Below are 18,797 nucleotides of genomic sequence, written 5' to 3'. Positions count from 1 at the left end.
CAGATTATAGGCGTGTTTGTTTATCAGGATGTGTTTTTATATAAACACTAACAAAAGGTAGGAATTTAAGTTTAGCTTATAGCAATTCATTTACTTTCATTTTGTATTTTTGTAGCAGTTAATAACCACAAATAATTAATGTACTATGAAAACAAATTCAAATCGACTTTTGGCCCTTGATGTACTTCGGGGTATTACTATTGCAGGTATGATTCTGGTTAACAACCCTGGTAGCTGGCAATACGTTTATGAACCTCTAAGGCATGCACAGTGGAATGGTCTTACCCCAACCGATCTGGTATTTCCCTTCTTTATGTTTATTATGGGTATATCTACCTATATATCCCTGCGGAAATATAATTTCTCTTTAACTAAAGATTCCGTAGGTAAAATAGCAAAGCGTACTATTGTGATATTTGTTTTGGGTATGGCACTTTCGTGGCTGGGCCTGATGCTTCGCCAAGGTTTCTGGTCGTTCGAAAATCTACGTATTATGGGTGTCCTTGGTCGTTTAGGCCTCTGCTATGGAATAGTATCGTTGATTGCTTGCAGTGTAAAACATCGATATATACCCTATATTATTGCCGGAATACTGGGCGTTTATCTTATTATACTCTATGCCGGAAACGGTTTTGCCTACGATCAAACCAGCATACTCTCTATTGTTGACCGTGCCGTATTGGGGCTTAATCATATGTATAACGATAACGGTATCGATCCCGAAGGTATATTAAGTACCATTCCAGCTGTTGCCCATGTGCTGATAGGCTTTTGGTGTGGCAAACTGATTATGAATTTGGATAATATTCACGAAAAGATAGAGCAACTATTCATTGTTGGCGTTTCGTTGGCATTTGTTGGTTATTTGTTGAGTTACGCTTGCCCGATTAATAAAAAAATATGGTCGCCCTCTTTTGTACTGGTAACCTGTGGTATGGCATCGTCCTTACAAGCATTGCTCTTGTGGATTATCGATGTAAAAGGGAGAAAGAAATGGAGCCGCCCGTTCGAGGTATTTGGAGTAAACCCGCTATTTATTTATGTATTAGCCGGTGTACTTGCTACATTTGGAGGAAGCGCACAAGGATTTGTTTATAAAGAGGTACTTCAACCTGTGTTTGGTAACTATCTGGCATCGCTTGTTTATGCATTGTTGTTTGTTACCCTGAACTGGGCCGTTGGATATAACCTTTATAAAAAGAAGATATATATTAAAATATAATTTGAATGAAACTGATAGCCGACAGTGGTTCAACCAAAACAAAATGGGCATTGGTTGATGAAAACAAAAGAGTTCGATCCTTTCAAACCAAAGGATTAAATCCTTATTTCCAAACAGTTGAAGAGGCTGGGCAAAGAATTAAAAACGAGCTTCTTACCGAACTGGGCACTGTGGCTATTGATGCCTTGCATTTTTATGGAGCCGGTTGTACACCCGATAAGAAACCAGTTGTTTATAAACTCTTCTCGGATCACTTCCCTATAACCCAAACAATTACAGTAGAAAGCGATATGATGGGAGCTGCCCGCAGTATGTGTGGCAACAATCCCGGCATAGTATGCATTCTGGGCACCGGCTCAAACTCTTGTTACTACAATGGAAACGAGATAGTAAAGAACATATCGCCATTAGGTTATATTCTAGGAGATGAAGGCAGCGGAGCCGTATTGGGACGAACATTGATTGGTGATTTACTGAAGAACCAATTACCCGATGGCTTGAAAGAAGCGTTCCTGCATAAATACGCGTTAACCCCTGCCGATGTTATTGAAAAAGTGTATCGTCAGCCGTTTCCCAATCGTTTTCTGGCAAGCCTATCTCCTTTCTTGTTGGAGCATATAGATGTAGCCGAGGTTAAAGAATTGGTTATCCGTTGTTTCAAATCGTTCATTGAACGGAATGTGAAACAGTACGATTACCTGCAACATCCGGTTTACTTTACCGGTTCTATAGCCTGGCACTACAAAGAAGTATTAATAGAGGCTGCCGGGCAATGTGGCGTTACTATTGAATCCATTGAAGTAGATCCGGTGGAGGGGCTTGTAGAGTATCATTGCTAGTATTTTCTTACATTGGTTTTAAATCTAATTCTTATGAGAACCTGTAATCTATATCTATTTGTTTTCTTTCTGTTTACATGTATATCTTGCACAGACATAAGCAAGGAAGTAGAACCTCAACTTGTTCATAGCCAGATAGATTTTACCTTAAAAACCAGCTGTGTTTCTTCTTCAAGAATTCATAATGACACTTATTTTATAGGATTTGACGCTGGAGGTTTTGCTATTCTAAACAGAACTACCAATGAACAACGTATTGTTAAAACCCGACCTAACCGGATTTATGATATATTAGAAGAAAGCGATTCTACCTTTTGGCTTGGAGTGCGGAACGAAGGGTTGATATGGATAAAAATAAGAGACTACAAAGTAATAGAAGAGAAGCAATATAGCATTAAACTCGAAAATTATATATACGAACCCAATCCGATAACCAGTTATGCAACATATAGTATAACAGAGGATCAGGGAAGTTTGTTTTTAGCAACAAGTTCGGGAGCTTATCTCTTAACAAAAGATGATATATTGAAAGGAGATACACTTCTGAAAAAGATTTATCGCCCAGATACACATACTGAAAAGCATTATCGTGTAAACAAGATTTTAGTGAAAGGGAAAGATGTGTTTTGTGCTACAGAAACAGGGTTGATACTTGCCGATACTACAAGAACAGAAACAAAAGAGACTCCTATAAAAAGAGAAATCCTTCATCTATACGAGTCTAAAGATACACTATATGCTTCGTCGCAGGAGTGTAGATATGTGTTTGACATGAAAAGCAAAACAGTAATTGATTCGATTCCTGTAAGTAGTAACGAAAAATACTTTGCTTATATCAGGCCAGACGCCGAAGTTGAATGGAAGCTGTTTTCTAACAAAATAACATTCAAAAACAACAACGGAAAATGTTCTTTGAAGATGTGCTCCATACTGAGCAGTAATTACAAGAATTTTATTTATGAAGGAGAAGATTTTATTCTTATAACTTGTAACCATACACTTTATATACTTTCCAAACATCAAAATCCGTTAGGCGATTCTAACCATGTAATAGCAGCAATTAAAAAAGATGATAATCAATCTTTCTTTATTACCAAGGAGGGAAGGCTGCATTCTTTTGATTGTAACACAGCTGTATCTAATCCTGTAGGGATTTTAACTGGTTTCGACACTCAGGAAAACATAGTTGACATCTGTTTATCTCCTAATTATCTTTGGGCTATTACTTCCAAACGATTGTATAAGATTGATTGCGAAAAGCACAAAGCTACTATATTGGGAGAAAATAAGGATTACGACTTTAAAAGTCTGGCATACTTTGACGATCGTTTGTATGTCGGTTCTCGGAAATTTTTATATGCTATTACTAATCCGGATAAGAATAAAAAGTTTGATACTATTCGCACAGAGCCAACAATAGACTACTCCAATCTTTATATAACAGATATTGTGAAGAGAGACAGTATTTATGTTTCATCCTTAACAAAAGGAGTGTTCAGGTTGCATAAAGACACTTTACTTTCGATACCGAATTCAGACTTCGAAACAATTGGAAGTGTACAGCAAATGCAAACATCACAAGATAAACTATATTTGCTTACCAATAAAGGCATTTATTTGAAAGAAAAAAACGCAATCACCCTTCTTAATTCAACCTCAACAACCAAAGCTATTATAAACAATAATAACCTCTTAATAGGTAATACTGGCATAGGGTGTCGGGATAACAACAATGTATTGCATCAGTTTTCTACTGATTTAACATTTTCGGATGTTGCCATTGTACCTAATAAATACAATGAAAATGGGTTGATTGATGTATTTTTGGGCTCTTCGGGAGGGCTTTATAGGTATAATTTGGTTAATCACAAGCTTCAAGCAATTACCATTACTCCATCCACACAAATATCATGGATAGTAATAGTAAGTGTGGTTGTGGGTGTACTAGTAATAATAGGTTTAATCCTTTTATTTCGATCCAGAGCTAAAGCAGATACCAAACAACAATTAGAAGATGCGTTGTTTAATAAAATAAGAGAGGCATTTAATAAAAAAGACACTAAGGAAGTCGAGAAATTAGGTGCTGAGTTCTGGGCTATACATTTACAACTGCGCAACCATTTAAAATTGAGTCTAGATCAGCAAACAATAGCAGTTATTTATTTGGCTTTCCCTGGGATTAAGCCCAATAAAGTAGCTAATGTAATAGATAGAGACAGCAACTATGTTAGCGATGACAGAAGAAAAATAAATATCCAGGCAGATAAAATGAAGAATAAAGATTTATTGTGTAATAAATTATATAAGTCTACACTGTCTACCAGGCAACTAAATGAAAAGAACTCGGATATTTCCGGATAAATATATTTCAATCCGAATATATCCGACTCATCTTTTTTAAAATCTCTGAATGATTTTGTATTTAATCTGATTAAAGGGTTTTAGCTTGGCTGCATAAAACTTGTAGCCATGAAAACAAATCATTTATTTCGCTTTGCAACAAAGAAAACTCAGTTTGCTTTGTTAGTTCTGTTATTCTTAGTTCCTCATCAACTTATCGCCAAAAAGGTAACTAATGGCGAGTTGCTTGAACTGTTTTATTACATGCATAAAGCATTAAAAGAGAATAGGGTAGAGGAAGCGAAGGAAAAGAAAGAAGACATTATTTACTTTATACCTTCGTTAGAGCATTCAATCCGTGCCCTTGATTTTGCAACCATCCTTTCTCGTACCCAGTTAGATGCTGTTACAGCTTTACTAACAGAGGGCTTTTACAATGATAATCAACGCGAAAAAACAGCAGCGTGTCTGTCTACGTTGCTCACTTCGTTTAACCGAACAGTTATAACAGGCAAATTGCAGAACAATCCTTTATACTGTACAGAGACAGGAAAAAATGAGATACTTGCTCTTTTAAAAGCACATGTTTGTTGTCCGGTATCTTTTGTTAATGTAAAATGCTTGCCACTAAATGGTGGAGGACACCAAATACGCCATATCCCTGTCACAGTTTTGAGTGTCGAATTCGAAAAACAAGAACAAGAACTGATTATTAATATCGATTCTAATGGACGAATAGATCGGGCATTTCTACATAGAGATGAAACCATTCTGGAACGATATGAACTCTTTTATTTAATAGAAGACTCTTCAACAGTAGCTCTCGAGACTGCTAAAAACTGGGCACATAGAAAAGGTGCAACAGAAACATTCATCAAATTAGCCAATTATTATTGGAAACGAAGCATGGTTCTTGGCATTAATCCGGTTGTAGCCTACTGTCAGTCGGCAAAAGAAACAGGTTATGGATGGTATGGTGGAAGTGTTAGTGTGGATCACAAAAATCCTTGTGGCTTAAAAAAACAAGGAAGAAACGGAGATAGCCCAGATGACTTTATGTACTTTGATTCTTGGGAAGATGGAATTGATGCCCATCTTGATCATCTGGCACTGTATGCAGGGATGAAGAACTATCCTAAACCAAGAAACACAACGAAAGACCCACGGCACGACAGATATTTGTTCAATAAAGGTTGTACTGTAACTAGAATGGGTAAGGCGTGGGCTGTTGATTCTAAGTATGGAAAAGATTTAATGAGATTGATATTGGAGTTGGAGAGTTTTACAAAACATAGGCTTAATTAATTTCCTTTGCCTATCTTTGCTTCTCATAACTTGAAGCAATCCATCATGAACCGAATCATCATCATAGGTGCTACCTCCGGAATCGGCTTGGAAGTAGCCAAACTCTTCCGAAAACAAGGCTGGTACGTTGGCATTGCTGGTCGACGTGCCGACCGTCTGGAAGAATTAAAAGCCACCGACCCTCAGGGATACCAAACCCAACAACTGGATGTAACTTCCCCGGAAGCACCTGATCACTTAACCCAACTGATTGAAAAACTAGGAGGAATGGATATCTTCTTCCTGAGTTCGGGCATAGGGAAGCAAAATCCCACATTAAATTCTGAAATAGAATTTCAAACATTAGAAACCAATGTGAACGGATTTACCCGTATGGTACTCTCCGCCTATCATTATTTTCAGCAACAAGGGAAAGGACACATAGCCGTAATCAGTTCTATTGCTGGTACCAAGGGACTTGGGTCGGCTCCCTCTTATTCTGCATCAAAAGGTTTTCAGAACTTATACATCGAATCGCTGGAACAGTTAACAAGGATGCAAAAGATTCCGATAACCTTTACCGATATTCGGCCCGGCTTTGTGCGTACCGAACTGCTTAACGATAATAAAAACTACCCTTTTATGTTGTTACCCGAGAAAGTAGCTCAACATATAGTGAAAGCAGTTCTCCATCAGAAAAGCTATGTAACCATTGATTGGAAGTATTGCTTGCTGGTTTTTTTCTGGCGTTTTATACCACGAAGGCTCTGGGTTAGGTTGCCTATACGGAACTAATAATTATCTTTGTGTACATAAAAAGTTTTCAACTATGACACCTATAACAGCAAAAGGCATACCTTACGGAATAACAGATTACGTACGCATGGTTCGCGATAACTATTACTATGTAGATAAAACTCACTTTATCCCTTTAATAGAGCAAGCTGCTTCATTTTTCTTTCTGATTCGTCCCCGTCGATTTGGCAAGAGCTTGCTGCTAAATGTACTCGATGCTTATTACGATATCAATAATGCCGACCGGTTTGAAGAGCTTTTTGGTAACCAGTGGATTTATCAACATCCCACCAACTTGCGGGCAAAATTCCTGGTACTACGTTTTAACTTCTCATTTGTCGATTCGCGTCCGGAGCGTTTGGAAGCATCATTCGAAAGTCATTGTAGTTTGCGCTTTCAGGAATTTACTGGCCGCTATCAACATCTTTTTGAACCTGGTTTCAGCGAAGAGTTAACCCAATTAGCTACAGCTACAGACAAATTGCAATACGTTAACGATAAAGCAAGTGGGTTAGGACTACGCATCTACCTTATTATCGATGAATACGATAACTTCACCAATTCTATATTAGCCACTATGGGCAAAAAGGCCTATCAGGAAGCTACCCATGGCGAAGGTTTCTTCCGTTATTTCTTTAATGTATTGAAAGGAATAACTACGGGTAATGGTATGGCATTAGAACGCATGTTCATTACCGGTGTAAGTCCTATAACATTAGATGATGTGACTTCTGGGTTCAATATTGGCACCAATTTTACTACCTCGCCTCTGTTTAACAGTCTGGTAGGGTTTTCGGAAGAAGAATTACGGCAAATGTTGGAGTATTATCGTAGTCAGGGAATGCTGAAAATAGGGGTAGATGAAGCTGTAAACGAAATGAAGCCTTGGTATGATAATTATTGTTTTGCACAAGAAACATTAGGCGAAAGCATGTACAACTCTGACATGGTGCTTTATTATCTCAGTAATCACTTGCTGCTCGGAACCCCTCCACGCGAAATGATCGATAAAAACATCCGTACCGATTATGCCAAGCTACGTCACCTGATAAAAGTAGATAATGAACTGGGGCCCAACTTTTCAGTAATTCGCGAGATTGTAGAAAACGGACAGGTGCCAGCCATTCTCAGCGATTCCTTTTCGGTAGAGGATATGACTAATCCGGATAACTTCAAGTCGTTGCTTTATTACTTTGGTTTGTTAACGATACAAGGTGCAGAATATGGGGAAGTCATGTTAGGTATTCCCAATCATACCGTTCGCGAACAAATGTACTCTTATCTAACCGAAGGTCTTGCTGATTCTAAAGTTTTCCGTATCGACTTTTATCATTTAGGGAAACTCATAAAAGCTATGGCTTACAAGGGCGAATGGCAACCCGTATTCTCTTACATTGCCTCCGAATTGGAGAAACAGAGTCGTGTGCGCGAGTTTATTGAAGGCGAGGCTCATATAAAAGGTTTCCTGTTGGCTTATCTGGGCCTAACCAATTACTACATTCTGCTTCCCGAATATGAATTGTCAAAAGGATATGCTGATATCTATTTTCAGCCTAATCCACGGCTTACCGATATGGAGTTTGCCTATCTGTTGGAAGTGAAATACCTGAAACGAGACGAACCCGATAGTCGCATAGAAACCCTGAAAGCTGATGCCCGTGCCCAACTACAAAAATATGCTTCGGACGAAATTGTGGCAAGCACCATTGGCAATGCAAAACTGAGGCTTATCACTGTGGTGTTCCGCGGTTGGGAGCTGGTGGAGATGGAAGAAGTAGTATAAACTAACATTAACTCCAGAAGTATGCGACATTTGTTTTGTTTAATACTATTGTTTTTCTTCTCTTTTCCTGTTGCCGGCAAATGGCAATATTCAATTACCAATTACAGTAAAAAAGAATATAAAGCAGCCAACCAAAACTGGCAAATAACCCAGCACCCCAATGGCTGGATGTATATTGCCAATAATAAAGGACTCCTTGAATTCGATGGAGTGTATTGGAATTCCTATTTATTCGATCATGCAAAAGTACGCGCTGTTCATATACATAATAACAGAATATATGCAGGCGGATTAGAGCAGTTTGGGTATTATACACCCGATGAGAAGGGGAATCTTGTATATACAAATCTGTCGAAACAGTTACCCAGTACTAAAATTGGGGTAATATGGAATATCTACTCGCAGAACGAAGGAATCTATTTTGTTTCCGATCATGCCATTTATTTGTGGAATAACAATGCTTTATCTGTTGTGAACGACGATTTGAGAATCATATCCTCGGGAATGATTGATAATGCACTCCATATACTTGCTGCCAACGGATTGATGAAGTTAGCAAATGGTGCATTTCATTTATTGCCCAATTCATCGTCTTTGGCCCAAATGAAGATCATAGAAATGCTACCCTCTAAACAAGGCATCTTGCTGGTTAGCGATACAAAGGGACTTTATTTTTATAACAATGGCACTATTACCCAGTACGAAGGCAATGCCACAGAAGCAATTAACAGCAATAAATTTTTTTGTGCAGCTATAAAAGGAGCTCAGCTAGCATTGGGAAGTGTACAAGATGGTATTCTCCTGATTCATTTGGATACTGATGACTTTGAATATATCTCCATTGAAAACGGACTTCAAAATAAAACCGTATTAAAACTATATTTCGACTTTGAAAACAACCTGTGGGTTGGGCTCGATAATGGTATTGATTGTGTTCATCTTAACTCACCCCTTCAATCTTTGTGTAAAAGCAGAATTATCGGATCAGGCTACAGTGCTTCATACAGAGATGGATTTCTGTATCTCGGCACCAATCAGGGATTATATTGTGCAGAGGCTAAAACTCTTTCCAAAAAAGAAGAACTGGATATTCATTTGATAAAAGGAACCGAAGGGCAAGTGTGGTCGCTTAGAGATATAGATGGAGCAACATTTTGTAATTCTGATAATGGTGTCTTTTTATTGAACAATAAAAAGGCAGAAAAGGTATACGAAGGCAATGCATGGGATTTGATTTATGTGAATCAGGAAAAGAATGCACTGGTAGGTGGTGGCTACTCGGGATTATTTGTTCTTTGCCAGGAAAACGGGAAATGGAAATACTCACATAAAATAGCTGGCTTTGGGCAGTCGTGTAAAACAATGATAGCCGAAGATATGCAGAATACCATCTGGATAGCAAACAGCGAACAAGGCATTCACCGGCTTAAATTATCGGAAGACTTGCGAAAGGTTGAGGATATTAAAAACTATAATACAGATGCACTGCCCGTAAAAGGGAATATATGTATTGCAAAGATTGATAATGCTTTGGTGTTTACTTCTATCTATGGCTTATTCAGATACAACCATATCCGCGATTCTGTTGAACAGTATCAGGAATTGGAAGAACTGTTGGATGGCAGAACCCATTATACCTACATTGCACAAGATGATAAAAGGAATATCTGGTATGTAGCTAACGGAACTTTAAAGCTGATTCGTTACAATCCAAAAGAAAAAAGCTATGAGCGGAATATCTATGAATCATACTTAACCAACTCACTGATTGATGAGTTCGAAGATATTTACTTTCATTCGGACAATCAGCTCCTTATTGGCACGGAAGATGGTTTCTCATTACTCAATACCAATCATCAACATAACAGCCAGCAACCGGTTAACCTTTGTATACGCAAAGTGTATAACACTTCCTGGCAAGACTCTTTAATCTATGGGCGTAGCTTTACTGCACATCAGCCAAACATTTTGTTGCCATACTCGCACAACTCATTGCGGGTAGAATTTGCGGCTACTTCCTACGATCCTTTACAGGATGTTATGTATGCATGGCGACTACTCGAAGATGAAAAAGGCGAATGGAGCGATTACTCGCATCAAACTTACCGCGACTTTACTCATTTGCAAGAGGGCAGTTATACTTTTGAAGTAAGGGCTCTTACCAATAGTGGTTTGCAACCTAATACAACATTGTTTGCCTTTGAAATATTGCCTCCCTGGTACAGAAGCTTCTGGGCTTATATTTGTTACTTTATACTTGTTTTGTTGTTGGTTTATACTGCCTGGCACCGGGTTCAGGAAAGTCGCAAGTTCCTTATATTGAAACAAGAACAGGAGATGCTACAGAAAGAACTTGAATTTAAAAAGGAGAACGAACTAAAGGATAAGAAGATAGACCTCCTCAGAGAAGAAAACCTGAAAGCAGAACTGAAACACAAAACAGCCGAGTTGATAAACTCGACCCTGAACTTAACCCGCAAAAATGAAATGCTTCTGGAAATAAAGAAAGAGGCCATCAGCATGGGGAATGCAATAAAAGAAGAAAATCTGGTAGACATCAGACGAAAGAACCTGAGATTGATTAACAAAATTGATACTAACCTTGAACAAGACAAAGCAATTAATGATTTTCAAACCAACTTCGATGCTTTGCATCATGGCTTTTTCAGTGCATTGGAAAAACAATTCCCTAATTTGAATAAGAAAGAGAAAATGCTTTGCGCTTATATTCGTACAAATATGATTTCGAAAGAGATTGCCCCTTTGCTTAACTTATCGGTTAGGGGAGTGGAGATAACAAGGTATAGATTGAGGAAGAAGTTGAATTTGAATGAGAAAGATAATCTGTATGAGTTTCTGCAAAGGATTACGAGTGAATGATTTTTTGATTAATTAAAATAATGTCTTATATTTGTTTAAAGCAATATTTAAAGTGTGAAATTATGGCAACAATAATAGATAAAGAAATGAGTGATAAAATTAATTTTATGACTTTTATAATAACAAAATTCGCTCGTGCTTATAAAATGAATAGCCAACAAGCCTATTTGTATCTAAAGAAATATGGCGGAATAGATTATTTGGACGAATGTTGGTGGGCATTACATACCGATAATCCTTATTGGGCTATCAGAGATATATACAAGGTTTGTTTGAGTAATGGAGGGATGAGATAATGAAAGTTTATCATGGAAGTGATACGCAGATTGAAGAAATAGACCTCAATAAATGCAAGTTCGGTAAAGATTTTGGGCGAGGCTTTTATGTGACAAAATTGCATGAACAAGCTCGAACAATGGCAATACGTGTTTCAAAATGGAGTAAAAAGGCACCAGTGGTCAGTGAATTTGAATTTGATGAATTTGCGTTGGTTGATGATGATTTGAAAAAGCTTCATTTTAATGACTACAATGATGAATGGCTTGAGTTTGTAGTTCTTAACCGAAAAAATAAAACCAATCAACAAGTACACGATTACGACATTGTAGAAGGGCCTGTTGCCGATGATAAAGTAACTACCGAAGTAGATCGGTATATTGAAGGCCTAATATCTAAAGAACAATTCCTGAAAGACTTAACATACAATCCCTCACACCAGATTTGTTTTTGTACAATGCAATCGTTGCAGGCATTATCGCAAGCTAAAGGCAGAATAGATATTGCAATTTATGATATAGGTGATCATGTGGTACAATCGCTGATGATTGATTACGATATTAATGAATTAGAAGCTACCGATAGATATTACACTTCAACTACTTACGCCCAGCTTGCTGATGAAAGTACCGGGTTCTATAAGAAAACATGGCAAGAAATATACGAACTTTTAAAGAAAGAGTTGTAGCATGAACAACTGAATAAGCTTTGAGTAGCAAGTTAAAGCCGCTGCCAAACTCACTACTCAAAACTCATTGCTTAATACTTCCTCAGCAACGCCTCCAAATAATAATAATCAGCATACGAAATAGGAACATCTACTTCATCGCCCGAAGGGTGATTCCCTGTTGAATGAAGCAACAAGAAACCTTTGTGGGTTCCAACTTCTGCCCTGTATCCATCGGATAAATTTTGAAGAATACGATCGGCAGCAGCTTTATACTTACTACCGTCAATGGGTAATGCTTTAGACAATTCGTAGAGGCCCGATGCCATAATACATGCTGCCGAAACATCGCGGGGAACATTTGGAATGGCAGGGTCCGACATATCCCAGTAAGGAATCATATCTTCGGGTAACAGTGGGTGATTCAACATTAAATCGGCAATGTTGCGCGATAATGTTAGATATTTAGGATCGTTGGTAAACCTGTACGACATGGCAAAACCATATAATCCCCAAGCCTGGCCCCTTGACCATACCGATTCGTGACTGTATCCCTGAAGTGTTTCTTTAGAAATAACACTGCCTGTTATTGTATCGTAATTGATCACATGATAGGATGAATGATCCGGACGGAAATGATTCTCCAATGTGCGGTCGGCATGGCTGACTGCCATTTTGTGATAAATTGAATCGCCTGTTGTTTGGGTTGCCCAGAACAGAAGTTCCAGATTCATCATATTGTCAATAATAACTGGATATTGCCACCTTTGTTTATTGAAATCCCATGAACGGATGCATCCCACAGCTGGATTATAACGCGTACTCAGTGTTTTGGCTGCTTGCAAGGCTACCTCTTTGTAACGGTCGTCGCCGGTGATTCTGTAGGCATTGCCAAAAGGACAATAAATCATGAAGCCAAGGTCGTGACTTCCGGCATTGAACTTAGCATCTTCAATAGACCAGGAAAACCTGTCGGCTGCTTGTTTCCATTTCTCTTCGCCAGTGTATTCGTACATAAGCCATAGGTTGGCTGGGAAGAAACCACAACACCAGTCGTGTGATGAAACTAACCTCAAAGAGCCATCTTTCTCTTCAGTGCGGGGAATTAACCTTGGGAATCCCCATTGATTTCCGGGATTAGCGGCCAGTGCTGAGTCCGCGCATGTAAGCGCGTAACTCAACTGTGACCCAGAGAAAGTGAAATTATCCTTTACCAAATCCTTTCCCGGTGATTGGCAACCACAAAGGGCTGCCAGAACTAAACTACCTAATAATACTTTAATTTGCATACTTATATAAATTATAGTCCGCGGGGAATTCCATGCGGCACCGTAACTCAAAACTCATTACTCACTACTCAACACTTGGTGCCTCATTCGCCGTTATCGGCCATCCCGGATTTTGATATATTGGCGAAGTAGAAACATTCTTTCCGTCTTCCGATGATATCAGGAAGTGCTTTTCGGCAATTGGTGTAAGGTAATGCGCTTCGATAAACTTTATACCATTGTACAACTGATTAGTAGTTGCCACCTGAAACGGACGGAAGTAATCGCTCTTTGTAGGCGACGAAACAGTGTTCTTCTTATCATCTACATCGTAAATAAGTTTAGACTGATCGTACAAATCGTTCATAGGGCCCCAAAGCTTTATACCTTCCAAATGATAGCCATTCAATTGGTCCATTGCCCGCCAGCGGATAAGGTCGTCGTAGCGGTAGCCTTCGCCAATGAACTCGCAGCGGCGTTCGCGACGTATGTTGTACAGTGTTGCATCGACCAACTTACCATGCGAGTATGCTCCCCAGTCGTTGAGGGCTTCCTTCGCCATATCTGTTGCAGCAATTGTTTTGTTATAGTCGGTATCAACACCAGCTCTTTCGCGGATGGCTTTCCAGTATGTATCGGCTTTGCCATCAATGCGGCCGTTCTTTTCGTAATAAGCTTCAATGTAAGTAAGATATGCTTCGGCAGCACGGATAAGTATGGCAGCCGTTTCGTCTTTATTCAACAACTGATTGTTCATGTCGTGCGAGAAACCTTTGCCTAACAAATAACCGGTGGCAGTAGAATACTTCACATCGTCCGAGTAAATCATGGGGGCCTCGTCGAAACGTTCAACACTTGTTGTATTGATAAATGTTTTCACTTCACCCGGAGCCTTCATGAATAAACGCCAGCGCCAATCGCGATTCTCTTTGGTATCGGTAATATAATCATCGCCTGCATAACCACTGTTTTCGGCGTATGCCGGAAGTCCGTTTTGCATCAGGAATATTTGTTCCATCTGGTGGGTATATCCACGGGCATATCCATAGTAAATGTGATGATTGTAATCGGTACCAATGTTTAGTGCAGCATCGTAGGGACGGAAGAATAATACTTCATCGTACGATTGCGGATTCTTTACAGCAAACATGTTGTAATAATCGTTAGCCGGTTCCGAAGCCGACTCCTGAATGCTTTTGCTGTTCTTAGTCAGCTGAATAGCATCGGCAACAGTTTCGGAGGCAGCGAGTGCTTCGTCGAGGAAGAATTTGATTTCGTTCTCGATAGAACCACTTGGATACTGATAACCGGCATTATAGTCTTTGTCTTTTCCAGGCCATCCCGGACCATTGGGAACCAGTGGAGTTCCGGCATGATATTTCAACCAAGTAGCTTCGAACAGAGCTACACGTGCTTTCAATACCAAAGCGGCGTTGCGGGTGATGCGTGCTTTGCCACCATTGGGATTGTTTTTAAGTAGCTTAATCGCCTCGTCTAAATCTTTAAGAATAAAGCGGGCAACTTCGTTTCTAGGGGAACGTTTTGATGCTTCGACCAATGCCTCCTGATTATCAGGGAGTGTTTTGGTGATGATCGGGAAGTCGCCTAGCTTTCTTAAACGGTAAAAGTATTGGTACGCACGAAGAAAATATCCTTCGCCTACGTAATGATTAATATTGGTAGGTTCACCTTTTATCTCGCCGGCTTCCAAGCGGGGAAGTACGGTTTCGAGGTAATAATTCATCTCGTTAATACGGTAAAAATACCATTCGCCATCATTTGCGGGTGTTCTCCATTGACCGGGAACAAAACGGGTATTTACCGATTTGGTGGTTGCATTATCGGTAGGAAGATCGTTTCCGTACTGCCCGTTGAGGGATGGAAAGTTATCCTGATAATACTTAATGGTATATGCTGCCAGTTGAGACTCTTCAACCAAATACAATTCGGGCGATACGGACGATGGAGGAGTTATATCCAGAAAATCGTTACAGCCGGTAAGCCCAACCAAGGAAACGGCTAGTATTATTCCTTTCAGTGCTGATTTATATTGATTCTTTTTCATTGTAATACAGGGATTTAGAAGTTTACACTTAAGCCAAATGAATATGTACGAGACAATGGATATACTGTGCCGTTTGCCTGTGCATTATCTTGTGTACCTACACCCGGAGTTTCAGGATCCATGGTTTTGCTCAGGTTGGTGAAGGTCAGCAGGTTTTCGCCCGATACAAAGATGCGCAGGTTCTGAAGCATCAGTTTGTTGGCTATTGCTTTGGGGAATGTATATCCGATTTGCAGATTCTTCAGACGCATGTACGATGCATCCTGCAAATAGCGTGTTTGTACTTTATTGTTCTTGGTATTAAATACCGGACGTGGATAGTAAGAGTTCAGGTTTGCTCCCAGTGGATGACCTTCGGGGCGGTAGTGATCCAGGTGCGATTTCAAAGCAGTCGACCACCATTCGCCATCGGTTACTCCCCAGAAAGTCATGTTGGTATCGCCTGCCCAGTAGTCGCGCTTCAATACACCTTGCCAGAACATTTGTACATCAATTCCTTTCCACGATGCATCCAGGTTGATACCAGTAAGGTAACGGGGTGTGTTGTTACCAATCTTTTTCATATCGCCCATATCGGTAAGGGTATAACTTCCATTGTTAATCTTTCCATCACCATTAAGGTCGGCATACATAATATCACCGGCAGCCCACTGATTGCCCAGTGCATCTTGTCCGCCTTGGGGCAAAGAAGCCAGATGTTCTTTCATTTCATCGTCTGTTTTGGCAATGCCAACAGTGGTGTAACCATATATGTTTCCTACCATTTCGCCTTCAATGTAAGTGCTCAATGATTTTGTAGGATTACCATAACGCAATATCTTGCTTTGTGCATCGGCAACACTCAACCTAACTCCATATTTAAAGTCGCCTATCTGATCTCTCCATCCAACTTGCAGTTCCCAACCAAAGGTTTTCAGGTCGGTGTTGTTGGTGCGGGGCACTTTTGTTCCTAGTGTAGCAGGTAAATCTAAGCCGGGGCCCATCATATCCTCAGTTTTACGGGTAAAGTAATCGAACGATCCGGTAAGGCGGCTGTTCAGGGCAGCAAAGTCGAAACCTAGATTCATGGTTTTAATCTTCTCCCAGGTTAACGAGGTAGTAATCAGCTCAGGGAACTCGGCAGTGTTAGGCTTAGAACCATTTATCGGCCAGTTTGCATTAGCAGCTTTTACAGTCAACACCCGGTAAGTAGGATACAAATTCCATGTGTTTTGATTGGCCAATACCCCGTACGAACCTCTTATCTTAAATGTAGAAACATAATCGGTAAGCGATTCCCAGAAGCTTTCTCTTGCAACATTCCATCCCAACGAGAAAGAAGGAGTAAGTATCCAGCGGTCGTCTTTGCGGAAACGCGATGAACCATCGTAACGTAAATTCCCTTCAACCAGGTAACGGCCTTTGTAGTCGTAGTTTACACGACCAAAGAAACCCACATTGGCCCACTCGTTCATACCACCATAAATGCCATAGTTAGAGCTGCTTGTGGTTAAATCGAGTACTGGTAAATCGGTCGAGATCATATCCGAACGTTGTGCCCGTACATTGCGATACTTCTGTTGCTCTATCTGCATACCTGCTGTGGCAGCTATAGAATGATCGCCCAGGTCTATACGGTAATTGGTGTACACATTGGGGTTGAGGAACGTGCTTTTATAGCCTTCTTCCGAAACGGTGTTCTGGCTGGGGCCCGTCATGGTTGCTGCATACGTCTTTTCCGGATCGTTGGCGTAGTGCGAATACACAATCTTGTTATCCCAATGCGTCCAGTTATTATCGGTTTTAATGTTGAATTCACCAATAATGTTCCAATCTTTTATAGGAGTAATTGTTACCCGTACTTGTTGCGACAGTCCGTCTTTTTGTTCCTTATGGCGGCCACCACTTTGAAGCGCTTCAATGTAATTGATGTCCGACATATAATATCCGTTAGGGTCGTAGATAGGACGAACCGGACGGCAGCGTCTTAATACATTATTGTAGAACGAGCTGTAAAGCATAGCCGGACGGTCGTAGTCGGTACGCACATAGCGGGTCGAATAGTCAATCTTTACATAATCGGTAAGCTGTGCCGAAATCTTTGCAGTGAGGTTGTAACGCTGAAAATCATCGCCTCCGTAGCGGATAAATCCGTTTTGTGTCATGTAATTGGCCGACAGGTAATAGGTGTATTTGTTGGTTCCACCGCTTATGCTGGCATTATGCTCTTGCGAACTCGAAGAGTTTTTAAAGTATTCGCGTATCCAATCAACATTACCCCAGGTGTAGTCGTAGTCCCACTTTCCATTCCCTTGAGGGGCAGCAACATCCATGGGGTCTAGTTTACCATCATAATAGTCTTTTACTTTCTGCTTATATTCTTCGCTGTAATAGTGCGTATTGTTTTTGTTGAACATAGCATCGTCGTAGAAGTTAACATACTCCCACGAGCTCATCATCTTGGGCAAACGTATAGGAGAGTTGAAGCGGAAACTGTTGTTGTAGTTAATAACCGGACGCCCTTCTTTACCCGCCTTAGTAGTTACAAGCACTACACCAAAAGGTGCACGCGAACCGTAGATAGATGATGCAGCCGCATCTTTCAATACAGATATATTTTCAATATCCTGCGGATTGATGGTGTTTATATCTCCTTCCATACCATCAATAAGAATAAGTGGAGCTCCGCTAGATGTATCGCTGATTGTTCCGATACCACGAATGCTTACTGATTTGGTACCATTCAGCTCGCCCCCATTGCCCGAGTTTGCAATGGTTAATCCGGGAATAACCCCTTGCAGTGCTTGGAGCGCATTGGCTACCGGGCGTGCTTCGAGGTCTTTGGCAGTTGCTGTAGCAACAGAACCGGTAAGGTTTACTTTCTTTTGAACGCCGAAACCCACTACCACTACTTCATCGAGTGTTTGCGAGTCTTCACGCAGTAAAACGTTCATGTTGGTGGTTGCTTTTACTTCTATAGGCAGATAACCTATATAACTAAATGTTAGTGTGGCATTTGAGCTTACTTTCAGCGTAAAGTTACCATCTAAATCGGTTATGGTACCGTTGGTGGTTCCTTTCTCTATTACATTTACTCCGGGCAGTGGTTCGTTTAAGGCATCGACCACCTGACCTTTAACATCCATCGTGCTTTGTGCATTGGCGTATGCAAAACCCAGCAACGACAGGAAACAGAACATGAATAATTGCTTGTGCAATTGCTTCGGAATTCGTCTTCTTTTCATAATCATTAAATTGAAGTTTAACTGTTAATAACTCTCGCCGGCTCAAGAAAAGCCGATGCACGAAAGTAGAAGAAGACGAAAAGAATACGAAGCGCAAAGGGGCTTCAATGTTACAACAAATGCGGAAAAGGGTTACATCAAAGTTTTCTCACTT

12 protein-coding genes are annotated in these 18,797 nt (G+C 40.1%); 9 read left to right on the top strand and 3 right to left on the bottom strand.

Annotation, left to right across the window (positions count from 1 at the left end; genetic code table 11):
* Positions 1–145: 145 nt before the first annotated feature.
* The 9 genes from D0T85_RS04520 to D0T85_RS04480 all read left to right on the top strand — a co-directional run bounded on the left by D0T85_RS04520 (position 146) and on the right by D0T85_RS04480 (position 12,107).
* On the top strand, positions 146–1,222 hold the full coding sequence (locus D0T85_RS04520; RefSeq protein ID WP_163210663.1) for an acyltransferase family protein: 1,077 nt from the start codon (positions 146–148) through the stop codon (positions 1,220–1,222).
* Between the two features lie 5 nt (positions 1,223–1,227).
* Positions 1,228–2,061: a BadF/BadG/BcrA/BcrD ATPase family protein gene (locus D0T85_RS04515; RefSeq protein ID WP_163210661.1), complete on the top strand. Its 834-nt coding sequence runs from the start codon at positions 1,228–1,230 to the stop codon at positions 2,059–2,061.
* Between the two features lie 33 nt (positions 2,062–2,094).
* Positions 2,095–4,422, top strand: a complete 2,328-nt coding sequence (locus tag D0T85_RS04510; protein ID WP_163210659.1) for a hypothetical protein — start codon at positions 2,095–2,097, stop codon at positions 4,420–4,422.
* A 108-nt stretch (positions 4,423–4,530) separates the two neighbouring features.
* Positions 4,531–5,706: a glucosaminidase domain-containing protein gene (locus D0T85_RS04505; RefSeq protein ID WP_163210657.1), complete on the top strand. Its 1,176-nt coding sequence runs from the start codon at positions 4,531–4,533 to the stop codon at positions 5,704–5,706.
* A gap of 45 nt (positions 5,707–5,751) precedes the next feature.
* On the top strand, positions 5,752–6,480 hold the full coding sequence (locus D0T85_RS04500) for an SDR family NAD(P)-dependent oxidoreductase (protein WP_163210655.1): 729 nt from the start codon (positions 5,752–5,754) through the stop codon (positions 6,478–6,480).
* A gap of 34 nt (positions 6,481–6,514) precedes the next feature.
* Positions 6,515–8,263, top strand: a complete 1,749-nt coding sequence (locus tag D0T85_RS04495; RefSeq protein ID WP_203558414.1) for an ATP-binding protein — start codon at positions 6,515–6,517, stop codon at positions 8,261–8,263.
* 21 nt (positions 8,264–8,284) lie between these two features.
* Entirely contained in the window at positions 8,285–11,143 is a 2,859-nt protein-coding gene (locus tag D0T85_RS04490; RefSeq protein WP_163210653.1) for a transcriptional regulator, read from the top strand.
* Between the two features lie 62 nt (positions 11,144–11,205).
* The gene (locus tag D0T85_RS04485) at positions 11,206–11,439 is read left to right on the top strand and encodes a DUF3791 domain-containing protein (RefSeq protein ID WP_163210651.1); all 234 of its coding nucleotides are present in this window, start codon (positions 11,206–11,208) and stop codon (positions 11,437–11,439) included.
* Positions 11,439–12,107 carry a DUF3990 domain-containing protein gene (locus tag D0T85_RS04480; RefSeq protein WP_163210649.1) on the top strand — a complete coding sequence of 223 codons (669 nt, stop codon included), beginning with the start codon at positions 11,439–11,441 and terminating at the stop codon, positions 12,105–12,107. Before D0T85_RS04485 ends, D0T85_RS04480 begins: the two co-directional genes overlap by 1 nt.
* 71 nt (positions 12,108–12,178) lie before the next feature.
* Here D0T85_RS04480 and D0T85_RS04475 read toward each other — a convergent pair whose 3' ends face one another.
* The 3 genes from D0T85_RS04475 to D0T85_RS04465 all read right to left on the bottom strand — a co-directional run bounded on the left by D0T85_RS04475 (position 12,179) and on the right by D0T85_RS04465 (position 18,643).
* On the bottom strand, positions 12,179–13,375 hold the full coding sequence (locus tag D0T85_RS04475) for a glycoside hydrolase family 88 protein (protein ID WP_163210647.1): 1,197 nt from the start codon (positions 13,373–13,375) through the stop codon (positions 12,179–12,181).
* 64 nt (positions 13,376–13,439) lie between these two features.
* Positions 13,440–15,419: a RagB/SusD family nutrient uptake outer membrane protein gene (locus tag D0T85_RS04470; protein WP_163210646.1), complete on the bottom strand. Its 1,980-nt coding sequence runs from the start codon at positions 15,417–15,419 to the stop codon at positions 13,440–13,442.
* Positions 15,420–15,433: 14 nt separating this feature from the next.
* Positions 15,434–18,643, bottom strand: coding sequence for a TonB-dependent receptor (locus tag D0T85_RS04465; protein WP_163210642.1), 3,210 nt, complete (start codon positions 18,641–18,643; stop codon positions 15,434–15,436).
* Positions 18,644–18,797 lie beyond the last annotated feature (154 nt).

It is taken from the genome of Bacteroides sp. 519 (genome assembly GCF_010500955.1).
Taxonomy (GTDB): Bacteria; Bacteroidota; Bacteroidia; order Bacteroidales; family Bacteroidaceae; genus Bacteroides.
The sequence above is the reverse complement of the archived record's forward strand: the minus strand, read 5'-3'. Positions and strand labels throughout refer to the sequence as shown.